Origin of the sequence: Flavobacterium sp. N1736, assembly GCF_025947065.1 — a bacterium.
Classification (GTDB): Bacteria; Bacteroidota; Bacteroidia; order Flavobacteriales; family Flavobacteriaceae; genus Flavobacterium.
This window is the reverse complement of sequence record NZ_CP109994.1, coordinates 4,882,092-4,903,166: the sequence shown is the minus strand read 5'-3', so window position 1 is coordinate 4,903,166 and position 21,075 is coordinate 4,882,092. Positions and strand designations below refer to the sequence as shown.

General features: G+C 35.0%; 11 protein-coding genes, 1 tRNA gene and 1 pseudogene. 9 read left to right on the top strand and 4 right to left on the bottom strand.

Annotated features, from left to right (window positions below; translation table 11 throughout):
• Positions 1-4 precede the first annotated feature (4 nt).
• From OLM54_RS20745 to OLM54_RS20705, 9 genes and pseudogenes are all read left to right on the top strand, one after another.
• The gene (locus tag OLM54_RS20745) at positions 5-2,707 is read left to right on the top strand and encodes a hypothetical protein (protein ID WP_264536432.1); all 2,703 of its coding nucleotides are present in this window, start codon (positions 5-7) and stop codon (positions 2,705-2,707) included.
• Positions 2,708-2,905: 198 nt separating this feature from the next.
• Positions 2,906-4,681 (top strand): contractile injection system tape measure protein, encoded by a 1,776-nt coding sequence (locus tag OLM54_RS20740; RefSeq protein WP_264536431.1) that lies wholly within the window; start codon positions 2,906-2,908, stop codon positions 4,679-4,681.
• 12 nt (positions 4,682-4,693) lie between these two features.
• Positions 4,694-6,154, top strand: coding sequence for a DUF4157 domain-containing protein (locus tag OLM54_RS20735; RefSeq protein WP_264536430.1), 1,461 nt, complete (start codon positions 4,694-4,696; stop codon positions 6,152-6,154).
• 8 nt (positions 6,155-6,162) lie between these two features.
• Positions 6,163-10,284 carry a DUF4157 domain-containing protein gene (locus OLM54_RS20730; protein ID WP_264536429.1) on the top strand — a complete coding sequence of 1,374 codons (4,122 nt, stop codon included), beginning with the start codon at positions 6,163-6,165 and terminating at the stop codon, positions 10,282-10,284.
• Positions 10,277-10,981 (top strand): hypothetical protein, encoded by a 705-nt coding sequence (locus OLM54_RS20725; protein WP_264536428.1) that lies wholly within the window; start codon positions 10,277-10,279, stop codon positions 10,979-10,981. The genes OLM54_RS20730 and OLM54_RS20725 overlap by 8 nt, the downstream gene beginning before the upstream one ends.
• Positions 10,968-12,269, top strand: a complete 1,302-nt coding sequence (locus OLM54_RS20720; RefSeq protein WP_264536427.1) for an ATP-binding protein — start codon at positions 10,968-10,970, stop codon at positions 12,267-12,269. Before OLM54_RS20725 ends, OLM54_RS20720 begins: the two co-directional genes overlap by 14 nt.
• Positions 12,270-12,360: 91 nt before the next feature.
• The gene (locus OLM54_RS20715; protein WP_264536426.1) at positions 12,361-13,887 is read left to right on the top strand and encodes an ArnT family glycosyltransferase; all 1,527 of its coding nucleotides are present in this window, start codon (positions 12,361-12,363) and stop codon (positions 13,885-13,887) included.
• Between the two features lie 45 nt (positions 13,888-13,932).
• Positions 13,933-14,025, top strand: a pseudogene (locus tag OLM54_RS20710) (hypothetical protein); the annotation flags it as partial.
• Between the two features lie 126 nt (positions 14,026-14,151).
• Positions 14,152-14,224, top strand: a tRNA-Met gene (locus OLM54_RS20705).
• Between the two features lie 93 nt (positions 14,225-14,317).
• Here OLM54_RS20705 and OLM54_RS20700 read toward each other — a convergent pair.
• The 4 genes from OLM54_RS20700 to OLM54_RS20685 all read right to left on the bottom strand — a co-directional run bounded on the left by OLM54_RS20700 (position 14,318) and on the right by OLM54_RS20685 (position 20,994).
• Positions 14,318-14,662, bottom strand: a complete 345-nt coding sequence (locus OLM54_RS20700) for a hypothetical protein (protein WP_264536425.1) — start codon at positions 14,660-14,662, stop codon at positions 14,318-14,320.
• Positions 14,663-14,971: 309 nt separating this feature from the next.
• Positions 14,972-15,259, bottom strand: coding sequence for a hypothetical protein (locus OLM54_RS20695; RefSeq protein ID WP_264536424.1), 288 nt, complete (start codon positions 15,257-15,259; stop codon positions 14,972-14,974).
• Between the two features lie 410 nt (positions 15,260-15,669).
• The gene (locus OLM54_RS20690) at positions 15,670-16,068 is read right to left on the bottom strand and encodes a hypothetical protein (RefSeq protein ID WP_264536423.1); all 399 of its coding nucleotides are present in this window, start codon (positions 16,066-16,068) and stop codon (positions 15,670-15,672) included.
• A gap of 12 nt (positions 16,069-16,080) precedes the next feature.
• Complete coding sequence (locus OLM54_RS20685; protein WP_264536422.1) at positions 16,081-20,994, bottom strand: DUF6443 domain-containing protein; 4,914 nt, start codon at positions 20,992-20,994, stop codon at positions 16,081-16,083.
• Positions 20,995-21,075 lie beyond the last annotated feature (81 nt).

Genomic DNA, 21,075 nt, shown 5'->3' with positions numbered 1-21,075 from the left:
GGTCATGGCAACAAAACTTTCCACCATCACAGGGCATTATCATAGTTATGTAGAAGATCAGGTGTTAACGCACTTTCAGCTTAACGAAACTATTGATTATTTTGATGACCAAAATCGATTAAACAGAATATTTCTTTCCGGTACAGGGATTGTTTGTGGCTTTCAGGTTTCAACCAATGCTGATTATACTACCGTAACCATAACTCAGGGAACCGGAATTACTACTGACGGCGATTTGATTCGATTAAAAAAAGAAACCAACAAGCCATTGGCAACTGCTATTAAACAAAAATTATTCTCCGTTGATTTTTCAAAAATTGACTATAAATCCTACCGATTATTTGATAATGACAAAGGCAAATATCTTCCTTTTAAAGATATAAACAATGTGATGCTGCCAATGTGGGAGTTATTGCCTGAAAAACCAATTGGAACTCCGTTGGAAAGCGGCGAATCTTTGTTGGGCAGTTTTGTTAATTTAAAAGATCATGTTATTGTTCTGTATCTTGAAAACTATACTAAAGATGCTTCTTTGTGTGATGAAATCGATTGTTCGAATAAAGGTGGCGAAGAAATTTTTAATGTACGAGTATTGCTTGTGAGTCAGGCAAATGCAAATAGTATTATTGGTAAAAACGGTTTTGCCGAAAAAGACAGTCTTTACAACAAATATGATGTTTATGAAAAATACAGTTCGCTTGACGAATTGGGCGTAAAAAAAGTAATTCCAACATTTAATAGTACGGCAACAGCCAATCAAATCAAACAGCTTTTTAACACGGTTGTCAATGATGTTTCGTTTCAATCTGACTTGCTTGCCAATTTAGCTACCGTTCTTATACCTTTTGGTTATGTAACACAGCTTGCGGCTATTAACACGCGTATTAGTGCGTTGCTTAGCATTGACCCAAATAATATTCCGGCAGATATTCATTATCGATATGATTTATTAAAAGATGTTGTGGCGACTTACAAAGAACTGAAAGATCTTTTTATTCAGCTAAAAACAGAATGCAATCCGCCAATAAATTCATTTCCAAAACATTTGCTATTGGGAATTGTAGAAGATAAAAATCGCTTTAAAAATTACAGACATCAATTTTATAAAGCGCCTGTTTTAGATCAAAATAAAACGTTCAACAATTTTGATTCTTTAGTGCGAAGACTTAAAAGTATTTTAGATAATTATCAGGTAACTGCCAATAGCATTAAAATTACGCCATCTAAAACAATGGGTAAATTAGGTGCAAAATCGGTTCCTTATTACTACAATGTCGATGATACTTTATTGCATGCCTGGGATTTTGAAAAAAGCAGTCTTTATATTCATCAAACCAATTTTAGTTATCATACCACAAATCTGGTGAACAACGATTACATTAAATCGCCACTGGGTTATTGTACAGATGATTATGATTTTTATCGAATCGAAGGTTATCTAAACGACAGTGTAGATGATGTAAAAACGTTTTTAAACTCAAAAAGAATAGAATACGGATTGGATTTTGATTTTTACATTTTGGATATTGTTGAAAATGCAGCCGATTTAAAAATCCTATTCAACACCAATTATTCGTTTGAGCATAAAGCCGGCGTAAAAAAAGGAGGAACATTATTATTGTTGAAATCCGGAACCACATTTATAACTGATTTTGCGATTGACGACAAAATAAATCCGGACAGCGGTTTAGGCGCTTATACAATAACAGAATGTTTATATCCGTGGATTAGTTCTTTAAAATACATCAATAATTTATCCCGAAGCTTAAATGGATCACCAAGCAAAATCAAGGCAATGCCAACGCATTATGTACTTAATGTTCGTAGATACACGATTAATGGTGTCAATTTAATCAATGTTCCGGTTATTATTAGAATTCCTTTACATGATATACTTGTACGTCGTCTTCATGTGGTGATGGAAACACTGAACAAACAATTTCCAACAGGTCTTTTGTTTGATTTTATGGAGACACAAAAGAAACTCAAAATCATGAAATTAGATAAGGACAAATTCGAATTTGAAGTTCAGGATATTACTCAAAAATCCAGCAGTCCTGTATATAAATTTACCGAAACCGGAATTACAAAAAATGGCAGAGTATACAGTTCTTCAGGTATTACCTGCACGCTTATTAATGCGCACAACCCGAAAGTATATCAAAAAATTCACGGTACTTATGATCCTATTAATAAAGATGATGATGATTTTGGAAGATTTAATGACGATTGGGCAAAATGGGAAAATTTAAAAAGACGTTTGATTACTCATGAAGTCACTTCTAAATTCCAAAGATTTATAGACAAATTCGAATACTTTGAGCGTATTCCGAGTGTAGATCCTAAAAAATCTGTCGCACAGGAATTACGTGAAATTGCCAGAGCACTTACTGCTGCAGACCCAAGACTTACCGATATTTATGTTGGCGGTGACTGGACAAACGGAAACTGGGCAAACAGTACCATGTATAACTATTATGTTACGCAACTGAAAAACACCAATGATGCGGTAGTTTTATTCATGAACCTTAGAAGAAAACTACACAATGAAGATCATATCAGCAAATACATGATTCATATTAATAATACGGTACCTATAAATCCTGCTTTAATTTCCACAGTGATTGGTACTTATGCTTTAAAAGCAGATTTTTATTTTCAGAAACCGGCAAACGAAGGTGTTTTTGTGAAGATACTAGTGCAGTAAAATGAAAAAAGCTTCAGACCAAATAAAGCTAGCGGGTCTGAAGCTTAATGGGGCGCTTAACACTGAAGAACATGAAAGAAACGAGAAAAGATACGAAACGCATCACACGAAACAAACACAGACTACAACGAACATATGGCCCAGTATTCCTATTAAGGAGTAGTAAAGATAGACAAAAAAATTATAACACCAAAAAAAATGACTAAAAAAATACATAGTATTCAAAAAGTTTTTTTAGAGATAGAAACACCGTCTATGGCGATGGCTGATTCTATTAAAAACAACCTTGCTATGTTCCTGAAAAATGAGCTGTTTCCTCTTTTAGAAAAACAATTTAATAACATTGAAAACATTGAGGATCAGATAATTCAGATAGAAAAATTAGATTTTTCCATACAGTCAGATACCAAGAAAAATGACCTTTTCTTTTCTAATAGTGAAACGAAAAACGATATAAAAAACCAACTCGAAAAAGAGGTTCAGAAGACCATAAATGAGCTAAAAAAATCGGCTAAAAATGAGAGTCAAAATGCATCAGAATGGCAGGTTATTTCTTCAAAAGATAAAGAGATTAAAACGCTGCTTTATTTTATAGAAAACGGAAGCATGCCCTGGTGGATTATTAAAGAAGATGAAAAAGTGTTTTTTGAAAAAATTGATTTCAACACACTTCAAAATGAGACTTTCAGTATTCCGTTTCGCAGATTAATACATCAGAAAAAAGTTCGAAAACGAATCATTAATCAGTTTTCAAATAATGAAATTGCTCTTTTGAGTGCTGCTTTTCTGAGTTTTGAAGTGAATCAAAAAATAGTTGCAAAAAGTACATTATTAAAAATACTCGACAACCAATCGCATGTTTTTAAAGCATCATTTTGGCAAATGATTTTTGAAGTCTGGACGGATAAAAAATATTTTGGTCTTATCTCTTTTTACGACGAAAATCAAGCTGTTTTTGTATCAAAAAAAATGTCTTTTGATCTTTTTATTCAAAACATAAAAACATTTGCATTGCCTGATTTTACTGACAAAGAGCTTCAAAAAACAAAAGATAATTATTTGATTTCTAAAAAAGCAGAATCAATAGAAAAGACAGAATCAATAATAAAACCTACGGATTTAAAAATCAATAAAGAGATTATTTATTATGAAGAAAAGGAAACTTTAAAAGAAGAAGAAACTTCTTCAAACATAAATAAAGAAGAAAATACAACCGAATTAAAAGTCGAAATCAATTCTTCTGTAAAAGATACATTAATAAGTAAACCTGAAGAAAAAGAACCGCTTCATCCTGAAGAAAATACATCGAATTTGACAACCGAAAATCCTTCCGAAAAAGAGGAATCAATACTTAAACCGGAAGAAAAAGAACCGCTTTATACTGATGAAAATATATCGGAATTGAAAGTCGAAAATCTTTCTGTAAAAGAGGAATCTATAAGTAAAAATGAAGATGAAATCGAGGAAGAAAATATCGATTTTAAAACGTGTTATGTACAAAATGCAGGTTTGATAATTCTGCATCCATTTTTGAAAGAAATGTTAAAAAGCTGTGAGTTGATAGACGAAAAAAATGCTGTTTCTGATAAAGAATTAGCAGCGCATATTTTGCATTATGCGGCTACAAAAAGAGAAAATGATTATGAACACGCTATGCTTTTTGAGAAGTTTTTATGCGGAATTCCATTGCAGCAATCTATAAGGAGAGATATTAAAATTGACGATCGGCACAAACAGCACGTAGAAGAAATGTTAGAATCTGTTGTGGAGCATTGGTCGGCTTTAAAGAATACTTCTACGGGTGTTTTAAGGAGCGAATTTCTTCAGAGAGAAGGCAAATTAGACTTGACAGAATCGAATCCGAAAGTGACAATTGAACGAAAGACACAGGATCTTTTATTAGAAAAAATTCCGTGGAATATTAGCATTGTTAAGATTCCGTGGCTAGAAAAATTAATCTATTCTCAATGGTAAAAATATATAGTTATGAGAGCATTTGAACAACGAAAAAAAAATAGTCCGTCCGACAGCAGTTTTTTTGCGCCAAAAATTCAGAAGAAACTAAAAACCGGAACTCCCGGCGATCAATTTGAAGTTGAAGCTGACCGAGTTGCCGATAAAGTGGTGAATAATAATGCATCAGGAAGCGGGCTTCTGCAATCGAAAGAAGCATTGCAGCAAAAACCTATTTCAGAAACCATTACTTCTGTTCAGTCCAAAGACATGAAAGAAGAAGAACCTGTTCAAAAAAAATCTGATAAAGAGGAAGAAAAACCGGTTCAGAAGAAAGAAAAAGAGGAGGAAAAACCGGTTCAGAAAAAAGAAGATAAAAAGGAAGAAGAAAAGCCGGTTCAGGCAAAGTGTGCTGAGTGCGAAAAAGAAGAAAAGGCTCAGAAAAAAGAGGAAAAAGAAGAAGATAAAGCGGTTCAAAAGAAAGAACAAAATTCAGAATCTGAAGTTGAAAATAATAAACTCGAAGAAAAACTCGATAATTCTAAAGGAAACGGAGCCGGATTGGATAAAAAAACTAAAGGAGAAATGGAGTCCGGATTTGGAACCGATTTTAGCAATGTAAAAATTCATACGGACACAAATGCTGTGCAAATGAGTCAGGATTTGGGCGCTCAGGCTTTTACGAATGGTAACGATGTTTATTTTAACAAAGGAAAATACAATCCTGATTCAAGAGAAGGAAAGCATCTTTTGGCTCATGAATTAACGCATACGATTCAACAAACCGGAGCGAAACAAAAATCAGGAACAATACAGAAATCCCTTGAAAACCATCCTGAGGATTTGCAGGCAGAAGGACCTGATAATCCACAGTTTAAAGGAAATACAAATCTTGAAAAAGCAAATGATGACGAAATGCTCATCTCAACGGGACAAAAAGGTATAGCAGTCAGGGAATTGCAAAAAGGATTAATGGAAACGGGACAAAATTTAAACAATTTTGGCGCAGACGGAGATTTTGGAAGCGAAACACGAAATGCGGTAATCGACTTTCAAAACAAGAATGATCTGGCTACTGATGGCGTTGTTGGCCCTGAAACTATTGGCACTCTTGATAATAAACTAATAGAACAAAAAGGCGGCGGTCTTGATAATTGCTGTGGAGAAGCCTTTCAATTACCACAAAACGATAACGAGTTTAAAATAAATGATACAGTTCTTTCTCAGTCAACTTTCTGTTCAAAAGGGAATTTTAAAATAACCTCAACTGCAAAGTGGCTTAAACCTAATAAAGAACCGCATTATCTTCTTTCAATTACAGCAATACAAGGTGGAACTGTAAATGTACCTGACAGACGATTTGATGTTGGCAGGTCAGAAACGCAGTCATTTGCCGTAACATCAAAAGATTGTATCTTTTTTAAAGTCGAAATTAAGGTAATTAATCCGGGGAATAGTCCAACATTAAAAGGCAAATTCAGTGTAACCAATTAATTCATTAAATGTCAGCATTCAGTCAAAAATCAAAATCAAATCCTGCTACTCCATCTGCTTTTAGTGCAAGACGGGGTGAGGATTTTTTTGGCGTTCAGGCAAAGCTAAACATTGGTAAATCGAATGATAAATATGAAGTTGAAGCTGATAAAGCTGCAGATCAAATCATATCACAAAAACAAAAAAATACGTCTTCAGAATCTTTCTTTAATCCGTCGCCTGTTGTTCAAAAAAAATCAAATGAACCACAACAAAAGCAAAAAGAAACTGAAAATACGGTGCAGGAAAAATCAATAGCAGAATCTGTTACGCCTGTTGTTCAGTTAAAAACAGAGAAAGAAGAAACCGTTCAAAATAAAACTGAAACTGCTGTTCCTGAATCTCCAAAGGCAGTCGAAAAAGTGACAAGTCCGAAATCGCAAATTCAGCCAAAAAAAGCCGATGAAGAAATTCAGTCCAAAGAGGAAGACGAAATCCAGAGCAAAGAAGACGAAAAAGAACTCCAAATGAGTGCCAGTGCCGATGGAAATCCTAACGAAAATTCTAATCTTGAAAGCAATTTAAACAATAGTAAAGGCGGTGGTTCTGCTTTGTCAGGATCTGTAAAAAACGAAATGGAATCTGGTTTTGGAGCTGATTTTAGCAATGTAAAAATCCATAATGATTCGAATGCCGTTCAAATGAACAAAGAATTGGGTTCGCAGGCATTTGCTACGGGAAATGATATTTATTTTAATGAAGGCAAATACAACCCAAATTCAACTGCAGGAAAACATCTTTTAGCACATGAATTGACGCATACGGTTCAACAGGGAGCCAGTACGATTCAGCCAAAAATGATTCAGAAAACGGTAACTGCTCCGGCTTCGCCTCCAACTTCTGCACCAGCTTCTGCTTCGTCTACAGCAAGCAGTGGCGAAAGTATTTCGTTACAAACGGCAACATTTACGCCGCCGGAAGCCATTGCATCTCAAATTGAAGCAGCCGGAAGTCGAGGGACAGATGTAAATGTAACGTTTGGGCAATGGGCATCTGGTACTATCAAAATGAAAAAAAATACAGATGGTACGTACAACACAAAAGATAACAGACAAAGTATTAATCTCAATATTAGTTATTTAAGTTCGCTTTCAAGTCTAAATATTACTCCGGCTTTGGCGATTCAAATTCAAAATGATGCTATATCCGGATATGTTACGGTAAAAACAGGAGACAGACTTGTTGGAAATCCTGCCGGATTAATCAATGCTATCAGGGACAATAGTGAAGCTTTTGGCTGGGTTGGAATTGATGTTACAAGTGTTCCGAATGTTCAGAATAGTATCGAAGGTGGAAATCTAACCTTAACAGCAAACGGAATTCCTGTTAGATTAGGTGGTTTTGTAAACGCCTCTCTTGATTTTGGTATTCAGGGCGATGCTGTCACATTTAGAGCGAATGGAACTATTGAGGTTCCTAACTTAAATCCAACCCAAATTACAATTGAACGCAATACCGAAGGAAACATCACCGGAGAAATTGATCTGGCTGTAAATATCGCCAATTTTAACGGTGCTATTCATGCTGCTTTTTTAAACGGAACTTTCGACATTAGAGGAACTGTTGGTTATCAAACGGATAAAATAAGCGGTCAGGTAACATTATTGGTTACCGATGCAGCAACAGCCAGAAATGCCGCTTTAAGTCAGCTCGATCCTTCTCAAATTGACGAGAGTGCCAGAGAAACGAATGGAATTCCTGAGGCAAACAGCTCTCCAACGCCCGGACCAAGAGCTATGGCGGGCTGGGGTGAAGTCGATTTTAGTTTTACCGAATGGATGACGGGCAGAGCCATGGTTATTATCGATAATGAAGGTCATGTTACGATTCATGGAGAAATAACGCCGCCGGCAGAAGTCGAATTATTTGCTCAGCGCGATTATATTAGAGAGATTTTTACGGTCGAAGTTCGCACGATGTATGGCGTTCCTTTGGTTGGAAATGTTTTCTTATTTGCCAATATTGGATTAGAAGCTTTGGCTAAAATTGGTCCTGCAAAAATTTATAATATCAGGGCTGTCGGAACTTACTCTACTGATCCGGCAGTATTTAATGATTTTAGTCTTTCGGCCTCTTTTAATATGTCGATGTTTGCAGGATTGCGATTGCGTGCAGAAGGCGGTTTAGGCGTCGAGGTATTAGGTCACGACATAAAAGTGGGTGTTGGCGTTAATGCTCTTGCCGGAATTAGGGGTTATGTTGATGCCACGCCAACGATAGGTTACAGAGAAACTGCTTCGCCGGAAGCGGGAAGACAGGGAGAATTTTACATTCACGGTCACGCCGAAATGGCGGCACAGCCCTTTTTAGCACTGGGCGGTGATTTGTTTGTTGAATTAGACAGCCCGTGGTGGTCGCCTGCGCCAGATGATAAATGGACATGGCCTTTGGGCGAATTAGAATATCCTTTGCCGGGTGAATTTGGTATTGGCGCAGATGTAGATTATGTTTTAGGTTCAGACCAATTGCCTGAAATTGAATTTGCTCCTGTTGATTTCAATTCAGATAAGTTCATGACCGATTTGATGAATGACCACGTACCGCCTCCTCAGTCAACAGATGCGGAACATCCTGCCGAATTTCAGGAAGGTGCAACGGGCGGAGAAGGCAGTGAAACTCCACAGGTTACAGATTCTACCGGAAATCCAAATGCCGGAGAAACAGGAACACCTCCCGGTGCTGATGTTCCGCCGCATCCTCCTACTCCTGAGGTTTTACATCAATGGGGAACTGGTCTGGAAGCTTTACGTGCTTTAGCAACAGAATCTGAACATACACCATTAAACGAAGAACAAATTCATGCACAGCTGGATATTATAAAAAGACACAATCACTTTACCCGACTTACTGCAGCGCGAAGTGGGCAAAACTGGAATATTAATGCTGAAATGCCAAACATTAATAATCACAGTACCCCAATAACCGTCAAAGCTGCGCCTGTAACAGAAACCGCAGGAACTGATCCAAATGCAGAAATCCCTACCATTATCGGATTAGAACATGCTGTAAATGTCGATGGCGGTCATAATCTTAAAATTGAAGGTACAGTTGAACGTGTTGAAGTTAATGTGTACAGTGATGTGCAAACCTTAAATCAACTTTTAAACAACAAACGTCAAAAAATTCATGACGAAAGAGATTCAGATTCGCAATATGCAGTTAAATGGAGAGCAATTGAAAATCTATTCCGTGAAAAAAATGTGATGGGAACGAATATTGGCAGTTACAGACGGGCTGTAGATAATGCTTATGAGACTGGTCACGGCAACCCACCTATTAGGATTGCTTATGAAAGCATACGAACTAATTTGGCTAATATCGCTGCTGATTTGGTAATAATTGGAGTATTGGATGTGAGAGTTGAATTACCGGTGTCAAATGTAGAATTTGAAACAGACAGCAAAGGCAGAGCCTATATATTGAGAGCGGCACCTTTAACAAAAATTCCGGGCAACACAAGAGGATCTACTCCTACCGATGATCCGAGAGGATGGTCAAACATTCCGGTTTCGCTAAGAAGTAATACACAATGGGTAAGAGCACATCTTTTAAATCACAGATTACACGGACCCGGAACAGCCCAAAATTTATTCCCAGGTACAACCGATATGAATACAAGAGATATGGAAAGACAAATTGAACATTTTGCAAAAGAAGCTGTATGGGATCACAACGAAATACTATATTACAATGTGGATGTTTCTTACGGAAATACGGGCGCTTTTGAGGATATTCCGGATGTTGTGGCGATGAGTTATGGCCCTTATAATCCTACAACGAGAGAAAAAGGCCCTGCCACAAAATCAAAACGATTTACACAATTACCTCCTTCATCGGTTGTGCAAATAACAATAAACGGCTCCTCTTGGAGTGCGTTAAATGACAAAGCAATCAGAGATGGAGGAACGGACGGAGAGGGTCTGTCAGGATTTCTTGAAAGGCTGGTACGGGCCCGACCATCCGGCGGTTATCAAAACATCATTCAAATCAGAAATGCGGTATCGGCAGCATATGTAGATCAAAGAGCCTTTATGAGCGCATTTACAAAATTTAATAATCTGGTAAGTTCTAATACTTTACAATATGACTAATTATAAAGACTTGTTTTTATGGACTTTAATTGAGGAAATTGGCAATGCCTACACGCATGGAATTCTCATAAAAACACCCGTGACGGTGGCTTTACCACCTAAGAAATTAGATACAACACTAAATGTTGATGACTCAATTATGGAATTCTACAGCCAAACTTCCCGACTGGAATTGGCTTGGGAATTAACAGATACTCCTGAAAATACTGAACCTTTTCAGAAAAATGAATTTATAATTGAAAACTATCTCACGAAAGATTATTCATGGTCTTTTATGAAAGAATTGCTTAGCGGTTATATCAATATAACGGCATCAGATTCTGTTTTTAACAAGGAATATAACGACCAACAGGCATTTAAATATACCCTTGATAAACTCAACATAACGGATGATTTTTTTGCTTTTGATATTCAGAGTTCGGTTACTGCCTGCTTTAAGAAAACCGGCGATCATGTTTCTGATGAAATTTGGCTAATACATACTGATGCCGAGAAAGTCTATGATATGAAAATCAAACTCGAAGAATATTTAAATTTAGCGTATCAGGCAAAATGCTTTAAAAATTGGCAATTAGTTTACCTTTTTGGAAAAAAAGCTTCAGAATATGAACTTATGAAACGATTTATTCCTTTCATTTTCAAACACATTAAAACAGATTTATCTTCATTTAATATCGACACAGATGAAAAATCTTAAAGCATTACTCAAATATCAATTTGAAATTCAGATGGATAAAATTTTTGGCTCGGAAACCACAAGAATTGAACCTGTTTATGCAGCTGACAAAAATTCGTTTGTCGAGAATTTTATTATTGAAAATAAACTGCCTCAGGTTGAGATTTTATTATTGGGATTGGCTTTTATCCCGCATCTTCACCCGGAATTTCTGTCTTCTATGGTTTCAGATTATTTGCCAAATGGAGGCGAATTACCTGAATTTGGCGGTATAAAATCAAAGAATCACCGCGGAATTTTACCAACGGGCGAAACTGCTCAGTTTTTGATTGCGGGAAACGATCTTGAAAACCGAATTTCATTTTACAACTATCTGCATAATCAGTCTTTTCTTTATCAAAAGGGAATCATCAAAATAGAATCTGTACCAAATGGTGAACCTAAATTGAGCGGTTTACTTATTTTAGACGATGAATATGTTGAAAAATTCATTACAGGAAAAATTCTTAAACCGCAGCTTAGCAGTATTTTCCCCGCGCAATTAATCGAAACACAATTAGATTGGGATGATTTGGTACTTAATTCGAATACTTTAAATCAGATTAAAGAAATTGAAACCTGGCTTAAATTCAATGAGATTTTATTGCACGAATGGGATATGAAAGCCAAAATAAAACCCGGTTTCCGAGTGATGTTTTATGGCGCGCCGGGAACCGGAAAAACGCTTACGGCGTCACTTTTAGGAAAATATACAAAAAGAGACGTCTACCGAATTGATTTGTCTATGGTGATTTCGAAATATATTGGTGAAACCGAAAAAAATCTTTCTTCTCTTTTTGACAAAGCCGCTGATAAAGACTGGATTCTCTTTTTTGATGAAGCCGATGCCGTTTTCGGAAAAAGAACCAATGTTAGGGATGCGCATGATAAATATGCCAATCAGGAAGTTTCGTATTTACTGCAGCGTATCGAAAATCATCCCGGATTGGTTATTCTGGCTTCTAATTTTAAAACGAATATCGATACCGCTTTCACCCGAAGATTTCAGTCTATAATTGAGTTTGAAGTTCCTTCGCATCACGAGCGTTTACAGCTTTGGAAAAATAATCTGCCTAAAGGAATTAAAATTGCCGAGGATGTAAACCTGAATGAACTTTCAAAAAAATACGACATTACCGGAGCCAATATTGTAAACATCATTCAATATGCCTGCCTGCGTACATTAGAAGACGAAAAAACAAGCATCAACCTCAATCATCTGCTTCAGGGAATTAAAAAAGAATATGCAAAAGAAGGAAAAATGATGTGATTGAGAATTTGCTCCAATATGTTTAACTTAAAATTCTATATTAGCTAAAGAATTAAAATCGAAAAGCTTAGCCAAAAAAACCAAAATATCGATGACCAAAAAAACCATAATCTTAATTGGGTTTATTCTTTTAAAATTTGTTTTACAGTATGTTTTACTAAGTCCTGAATATGATTTACAGCGTGACGAATATTTACATCTCGATCAGGCGCATCATTTGGCATGGGGATATTTATCAGTTCCGCCGGTTACTTCGTGGTTTTCTTATTTAATATATTTACTGGGGAATTCTGTTTTCTGGGTCAAATTCTTTCCTGCTCTTTTTGGCGTTTTAACGCTGCTAATTGTCTGGAAAACGATTGAAATTCTTAAAGGAAATTTATATGCTTTAATTCTTGGTGCGGTTTGTATTGTATTTTCGTCATTATTGCGAATTAATATGCTTTATCAGCCCAACTCATTAGATGTTTTATGTTGGACGGCTTTTTATTATATTGTTATTCAATATGTAATAACGCAAGAAAAGAAATGGTTTTATATTGGCGCTATCGTTTTTGCCTTTGGTTTTTTAAACAAATACAATATTCTATTTCTGCTTATCGGCCTCTTCCCTGCTCTTTTGCTTTCTGACCAAAGGAAAATATTTGCCGAAAAAAAACTTTACTTTGCCTTGGTTCTAGGATTATTATTGATTCTGCCAAATCTATTATGGCAATACAACAATCAATTTCCAATTGTACACCACATGAAAGAATTGGCAAAAACGCAATTGGTAAATGTCGATCGATTGGGTTTTCTTAAAGAACAATTATTGTTTTTTATTGGTTCATTTTTGGTTATTATTTCAGCCTTGTATGCTTTAGTATTTTACAAGCCTTTTTCAAAATACAGATTCTTTTTTGCTACTATCGTTTTTACGCTTGCAGTCTTTTTATACTTTAAGGCAAAAGCCTATTATGCCATTGGTTTATATCCAATTTATATTGCTTTTGGATCTGTTTTTGTTGCCGAAATTTTAAAATCGGGTTGGAAACGTTATTTGCAGCCCGTATTTATAGCAATACCTTTATTATTTTTTGTTCCGATGTACAATTTGGCTTTTCCAAATAAAAGCCCGGAATCTATAGTAAAACATCCGGAAAAATATAAAAAACTAGGCATGCTTCGCTGGGAAGACGGAAAAGACCACAATTTACCTCAGGATTTTGCTGATATGCTGGGATGGAAAGAATTGGCGCGTAAAACAGATTCTGTTTATTCACTTCTGCCCAATCCTGAAAAAACATTGGTGCTTTGCGACAATTACGGACAAGCCGGCGCCATAAATTATTATACAAAAAAAGGAATCAAAGCAGTTTCTTTTAATGCCGATTATGTAAACTGGTTTAATCTTGATATACAATACAAAAACCTCATCAGAATTAAGGATTTTGAAGAAATAAGTGATGAAATTAAAGAAACAAGTCCCTATTTTGAAAGCTCTAAAATTACAGGAGAAATAACGAATAAAAATGCCCGCGAATACAAAACCACGATTTTTGTTTTTACCAATGCTAAAGTCAGTATCAACAAAAAATTAGAAGACGAAATTATAGAAGAGAAAAATTATAATAAATAATAATGATTGACTTTATCAATATCGAATATTTAAAAACAAAAAGGCTATAAAACCGAACCTGCTTTTGGCTTTTTATTAGGTTTAAAAGATAATCCATACCGTGAATTACTAAATTATAAAGCTGATTCTATATCTTAAATTTCTTTTTTTCACTCACAACAAACTGTATGTTAATAAGTTATTAAATTTTAGATTCGTCAAAAAAATATTTCCTGAATTTCTTTGGATAACCGTATTAACTGCTTATCTTTGCACTCGAAACATCGCGGGATAGAGCAGTAGGCAGCTCGTCGGGCTCATAACCCGAAGGTCACAGGTTCGAGTCCTGTTCCCGCTACTAAGTAAAGCTTCAGAGAAATCTGGAGCTTTTTTGTTTTCTTTATAGTTTCCTTTTCATTTGAACATTATAGAAACCAGATTGATTTCAGGATTATTTATTATCAATATTACTAGAATCCGCAATAAGCAACTCATTAATTTCGCTTAGCAATTCAAATTCATCCACAGGAAACAGCTGGAGTACAACTTCTAAAATAAGAGCCACATTTATAGCTGGACTTTTGATCGTTTTTGAAATTTGTTGAGATTCAGAATCCATCGCCACAATACATAATTTAAGCATGTTGGTAATAACACAACCAAGCTCTCCGTAATGTAATAATTTGATTTCGGCAGTATAATATTCTGTTTTATCACTTGGCGGCTTTAATGTATTTAGATATAGACTCATTAATTTTCTAAGATATTCTAAGTCTTTAATTTCTTTTGTTTCCATTGAACTTTTTTGAATTATTTTTCTTTTTATGATAATTCAAAGATTGCCCTGTTTTTATGAAAAGTGGTTATCTTATATGATAACCAAATAAAATAATTATTAATACCTTTTAATTTTCTACTTATAAAAGTATGCGATGCACTTCAAATAGAGTATATTAATTGTTTACAATTTCTAAGAAACAAAAAATTGCGCAAAGTCAGGACATTTTCGCAGCTTTTTATTAGAACTCTTCGGGGAGCGGGGAAAACTTTAAAATTTATGATAATATATTAAAAAAATAAATCCCCAAATATTGGGGATTTATTATCATAAATTCGATTTTAATTCTTCGAGTAATCTTTTTTGCTTTTGTACTTGATTTGGTTCTAATAATACATTTATTATTTCTTTTTCTTTTTTATAGTCCCAAAGAAAAACACCTAACCATCCTAATCCCCAAAAATCTATATTTCCTCCTTTTTCCTTAGAGTTAAATTCAATTTGGTTCAGGCTTCCGAAATCCCCGTCTTCATAATAACGGTGATTTATTTCATAATCCTTTAAAGTAGATTCTATAGCAGTTTTAAACCACAATAAGTCTTTATTTTTATCCATCTTATTTTACTTGTAAAATTGGAGTAAGTTTTTGTATAGTAGGCATCATTTGCCCCTCGCTCTACGAAGTGTTCCCCCGCTCTACGAAGTGTTCTTGTTCACGCTGTTCACGCTGCGCAAATGTCTCTGACTTTGCGCCATTTCAAACAAATATAATTGAAAAACAGAAACCTCATAAAGTCTCCTGACTTTAAAACTAATTTTCTTAGAATATTGTTTCCTGAATGTGAAATATCAAGGCAATATAGGAACTAAGCGTAAAAAGTCGGGAGACTTTATCAGGTTTACAATTTCTAAGAAACAAAAAAATGCGCAAAGTCAGAAACATTTGCGCATTTTTTTATTAGAACTCTTCGGGGAGCGGGGCTGGACGCTCATACTAACGCGTGAACAGAATGTTCATCACCTCTTTAATCATTATCAATTTTCTTCCATATTAGAGCTGACATTTCACCGTCATCAATTACCACTCTTATTTTGTTTTTATTTTTTATGCAAAAGATTAATTCTTGCTGATTATTTTTTGATAAAAGAGTCAGTAACGAATCGTTGACATGCCACATACCTTCTTCAATTTCTGTTTCACGAATAATATTTTTTTTCGCCAATTTTTTCGAACCGTAGGTTTGAAAGATTAACTTATAAGTATTATCCACATTTAGAGTTAAAATATTAACATTGTAAGTACTAAATTTTGGACTTTCTGTTTGCCCTTCAAATCTATATGAGGTTGTTTTTGTAATCTGAGCCTCAGTGAAATTTAAAAAAAATACAAAAAATATTACGATAAAGAATTTTATTTTTTTCATTATAATTTTATTTTATTTTTTCATTTCAATAAATAAATTGTTTGTACCTGGTTTGTTTACCATTTCCTTTACAGCTTTTCTTTGTTCACCTTGACTACTATATTGTAGTGTTTTACCAAAATAAATTCTATTATCGTAACCATCTCCATAATGTAGTCTTTCTGGCAAGTTTCTTTGTCTGCTAAACACATTAGAAATTTCTACAGCAGATCCCATGCTAAATCTACCTCCATCTGCTCCGGCCCCTGTTTTTGTTTTAAAATGACCAAAATATTCATGCTCAAATACCCGTGCCATATTAAATGCGCGATGATCTAATGCAGAACTATATCTAATATTTTTATCATCACCATTTGAATCAAATGAAGCGAGATCAATCTGTGTCCACCCAGCGGAATACACACCTAAGCTAACATTACCACTACCATCCCGACGCCTTCTATTATATCCAAACTCAATTCTACCATATTTATCGCTATCCGATCCGCCATTTGTATCTTTCAAAGCATCAGTAAGACTATTCGTTACATCCGCAGATTGAGACAATTCAGACTCTACAGATCCTACAAAATATAACATCTCAGTATCTGCGTTATAACCAATTTGGATGCCAAACTCTTCGTTAAACATTTTTTGAACTGCTTTTGGAATTTTCTTATTTCTATTTCCCTCAATATCATAAAATACTGCCCGAATACTATCTCCTTTTATTTCTCTAAAAAAAACAGGATTATTGGTAATATAACTATAAGGAGATACATCAGCGTAATTTTCTGTATACCTATCTATTTTATTAAACCTTCCAATTGCTGGATCATAATCTCGCCAACCATATGCGTATGTATTAAGACCTAGCTCATCTTGAAGTTCCTCACTTTGGAACTTATACCTCTGTGCGGTACTATTACCCGTAGTTATACTGTTAACATTATTATATCCTTTCTGTTTAAGACCAAACGGGTAATAGTTGTTCTCTTCCTGAATCGCCAGATTTTTATCATAACTCAAACGAACGTTTCCTAAATGGTCTTTGTACTGGTAAATATAATCAAAAGTTCCAGAATTATAGGCTACGTAACCTTCGGGTTGAGAGAAAAACTTCAATTGATTGCCTTCATAAATAAATCCTCCTGCGTAATCAGTAACAATTCCGTTTGCTGTTTTTTGTTGTTTTACTCCTGTGGCATCATATTCATAATTTATATTTTGCCCTGCTATTGTTACCTGTGTTGGTAAATTAAGGTAATTATAAGTTATATTAGTAATTCCTTTATTGGTGTCGGTTTTCATATTCCCGTTACCATCATAGGTATAATCTGTGGTTGTATCAGCTCCTGTTCCAATAAAATCATCCTTGAATCCGTAAGTATCATTGGCGCTGTCTGACACTATCTGTAGTTTATTTCCTCCATCATACGTATACACAAGATTATCCATAGTACCAAAATCAGATGGGTTGGTAATTAATGGAACTCCGCCCACAATTTCTCCTAATCTTACAAGATTAGTAATGTTCCCGTTTTTATCGTAATTCAAACTCTCATTAAATTTGTTTAAATTATCAACCGCATTAGTTAGCCTGTTTAGTTTATCATACGTATAGGTGTAATTTTTTAAACCGGTATCTTGATTGGCTGTTTTCCAAAAAGTTTGGCTGATGTTTCCGTTAAATAATTTTTTATTGATATCGGCAATCTCATTGTAATTAATTTGAAAAGCAAACAAATCATTTCCAATAGCACTGACATCATTAATATTTTTGAGCCATCCTCTAATATTATATTTAAAATCTACGGTCTGTAAACCCTGAGCGGTTTTTCCACCTACTTTTTTACTGGTCAATTGCCCTAATTCATCATAGGTATTGGCAACTATAATTTCAGGCGTAGTTGTTCCGTTAATGGCTTGTGTTTGTTTGGTCAGTCTTCCTGCGCCATCATAGGTAAAAGCATCTACTATAGTGGTTGTAATGCTATTTCTGGAATGTGTAGATGTTGTTTGTAAAACCTTACCAACAAAATCAAGTTCTGTTTTTACGCTGCTTGTTGTATTCAGGTAATCGTTTTTACTATAGCTATAAACCGGTCTTCCTTTATCGTCATAATAGTTCCAGTTGGTGATCCAATCTGGTTTTCCTAAAACACGTATTTTGCTTCCCGTTGCCAAACCCTTTGTATTTGTAATTGGTGCAGGAGGCGTAACCGGAATAGTATCAAAACCATAATCATCATAATAGTTGATGGTAAACAAATTGATGTTTGCATCGTTAGGAAAAGCATTGTTACTGTAATATACCGTTGTTCCGTTTATTGTGTTTACGCTTTGTCTGGTTTCAAAAACTGCTGCAGCTGCATCTACCAGAATCTGCATATCAGTTCGGGTTATTTTTTCTGCATTTGTATATTCTCCCGTATAAACAGGTCTGCTAAAGACATCGAATTTAGTAAACAGCCATTTTTTATTGATTCTTAAATTAGCATCCTGAGTAAGGATTGGTCTGTCGAGTTTATCATAAATGATATATTCCCAATCTTTACCCGGTAATTTTTTTTCTATAAGTCTGTTTCTTTGGTCGTATTTGTACTGATAACATAAATCATCTAAAACAGTTTCGCTATAGCTACCGATAACTGCAGAAAAAGTACTGCCTGTTTTTGCATGGAATCCTACTGCTAATGTAATAGAATTAGCCGCTTTTATGTGCAATGAATTTCCTGGCTCGATTACCGCTGTCGATATTGGGTTTGCATCAGTAGTGGTATTAGCATCAATTAGGTCTACTGCTTTTGGAGGAATGACAAAACTAAGGTTTCCAAAATCATCATAAACATAATACGTATTGTATTCTTCATTCGTTGTTCCTTTTTCTACAGTTCCGTAAGTTCTTTTTAAAACAACCTGTCCTTGTTTGTTTTTAAACTCTACTGTTGACCCATCTTTTTCACTAGGATCAGCACTTGTATTCTCATCATAGACAATATTTTTATATAGTTCATTACTATTATAATAACCCACATTTGTTAGTTCTGGAGTGTAGATACCATTTGATAAAACAAAATTCACCTCAAAATTTTTCACTTCATTATCTGCATTGGTTTGATAATCTAATTTGATTTCGTGACCATTGCCTAATTTCCAATCTTCACCCGGAGCAGCTTGTTTTAATATTCTGTTAAGTGGTGAAGCTTCAAATTTTTTCTCCGAATATGGATTTAGAGTATTTTCATATTTAGCCGTATTATAAACCTCATCTATGGCAAGGTTTATTAAAGTATTTCCTCTAAAGGCTCCACAATTAAATGTATCAGTATAGGGCAAATATTCTTTTATCTGCCTGCCAAACTCATCATATTCTATATGTTTTATGATATCTAATGCTGTTCCATCACTTTTAAAACCTGCTTTTATATCTATGGTTTGTATTGGTCTTCCGATACCGTCATAATAGGTTATAGATTCGTTTTTTTGATCAGATGCTAAACCAGATACACTAGTCGATCCAATTTTAGGAATAATCGTATGAACATAATTTTCATTACTGATACCGCAAAAACCATTAATTAATACATCAGCAGAAGGAGCAGACGTACATCCTGATGAATTCGTAATTGTGAATTTATATGGCTTTGCAGAAGCTGCTAATCCGTTTATTGTTGCAGTAGTTCCATGTCCGGAGATATTTCCCGGGTTAATTGTCCAGCTGTCATAAAATGGTAAACCTGATAAGACAACACTTCCTGTAGAAGATGCGCTAGGCTGAGTAACAGAACTAATTACGGGAGCGGCAGGAGTTACTATTTGTGTATTAATATCTACTTTCTCAGAAAGATATGATTCACTCAACCCTAAACTTGCTTTTATCATGTAACTGGTCGGACTGATATAATAATCATTTCCTCTTGCATTTTGTATGGTTACATTAGCTCCTGAAAAGGTAGCTCCTAAAGTAGGGAATGCTGTATAAGTATAGGCAGGGTTATAATTAGTAATAACAAAATGCCCTGTATTATTAGCACATGTGGGTTGTACAACCCCACTAATTGTTGGCGTAGGAAGCTGGCTTGATGGAGCTCCATTTATTACCACATTAGCCGAAGCGGGAGAAGTACAGCCTGAAGCATTTGTTACCGTAAAATTATACGTTGTTGAAGGATTCAAGCCTGTTATTATTCTGCTGGAACCTGCAAGCATGATATTTCCCGGGTTAATAATATATACACCGTCATTTGGTAAGTTCGACAGCTCAACACTTCCTGTTGTTACAGTTGATGTTGGCTGAGTAATTGTTCCCACAACCGGAGCAGTTGGAGTAAGACTGTATTGAACACTTGAAGCCTGGCCCCAATTTCCGTTTGCATTAGCACGCAAAAAATATTCTGTACCGCTGGTTAATGTTATTGTTGTATTTGAGTTACTGGTACTTGTTCCTGTACTGCTACTCTGCCAATACCAGGTAATGTTACTCAAGTTAGGATTACTTCTCTGTAAAACGACCTGACTACAATTGCTGCTTAATATTACTGGAGGCTCAGGAGTTGCGGGATTAGCTTGTACATTTACCGTAAATTCTGCATAAAACTGTTCAGATTCTCCATAACGATTGTATAAAACTTTTATTGTTTTTTGCCCCCAGGAATACCATTCTATTTGAACTTCCTTTTTATTGAAACTGTCCGGAGTTAATACATCACCGTCAGAAATCCATTCAAAATTATTATAATTGGAACCGACATTACCATCTGTATTAGAAAGATCCTGAAGAGTATAAATTTTTCTATCTCCATAATTAACGTTTACATCTCCTGATAAAGTTAGTTGTCCATTACCACTATTCTGGGCAAAAATTGGTATATTACATGCTAATGATAATATAATAATCAAAAATATTAAAAAACCGAAGTGACTGTATTTGTTTTTGCTATTCATCTTTCTTTGCTTAAGATTTTTATAAAAAATACTATTTCGAAAACATAGCATTTTACTATTATTGCGTTTTTGTTTTTTAAA

Coding starts and splice junctions, on each gene's coding strand:
- OLM54_RS20745 (WP_264536432.1), top strand. CDS start 5: ATGGCAACAAAACTTTCCACCATCACAGGGCATTATCATAGTTATGTA.
- OLM54_RS20740 (WP_264536431.1), top strand. CDS start 2,906: ATGACTAAAAAAATACATAGTATTCAAAAAGTTTTTTTAGAGATAGAA.
- OLM54_RS20735 (WP_264536430.1), top strand. CDS start 4,694: ATGAGAGCATTTGAACAACGAAAAAAAAATAGTCCGTCCGACAGCAGT.
- OLM54_RS20730 (WP_264536429.1), top strand. CDS start 6,163: ATGTCAGCATTCAGTCAAAAATCAAAATCAAATCCTGCTACTCCATCT.
- OLM54_RS20725 (WP_264536428.1), top strand. CDS start 10,277: ATGACTAATTATAAAGACTTGTTTTTATGGACTTTAATTGAGGAAATT.
- OLM54_RS20720 (WP_264536427.1), top strand. CDS start 10,968: ATGAAAAATCTTAAAGCATTACTCAAATATCAATTTGAAATTCAGATG.
- OLM54_RS20715 (WP_264536426.1), top strand. CDS start 12,361: ATGACCAAAAAAACCATAATCTTAATTGGGTTTATTCTTTTAAAATTT.
- OLM54_RS20700 (WP_264536425.1), bottom strand. CDS start 14,662: ATGGAAACAAAAGAAATTAAAGACTTAGAATATCTTAGAAAATTAATG.
- OLM54_RS20695 (WP_264536424.1), bottom strand. CDS start 15,259: ATGGATAAAAATAAAGACTTATTGTGGTTTAAAACTGCTATAGAATCT.
- OLM54_RS20690 (WP_264536423.1), bottom strand. CDS start 16,068: ATGAAAAAAATAAAATTCTTTATCGTAATATTTTTTGTATTTTTTTTA.
- OLM54_RS20685 (WP_264536422.1), bottom strand. CDS start 20,994: ATGAATAGCAAAAACAAATACAGTCACTTCGGTTTTTTAATATTTTTG.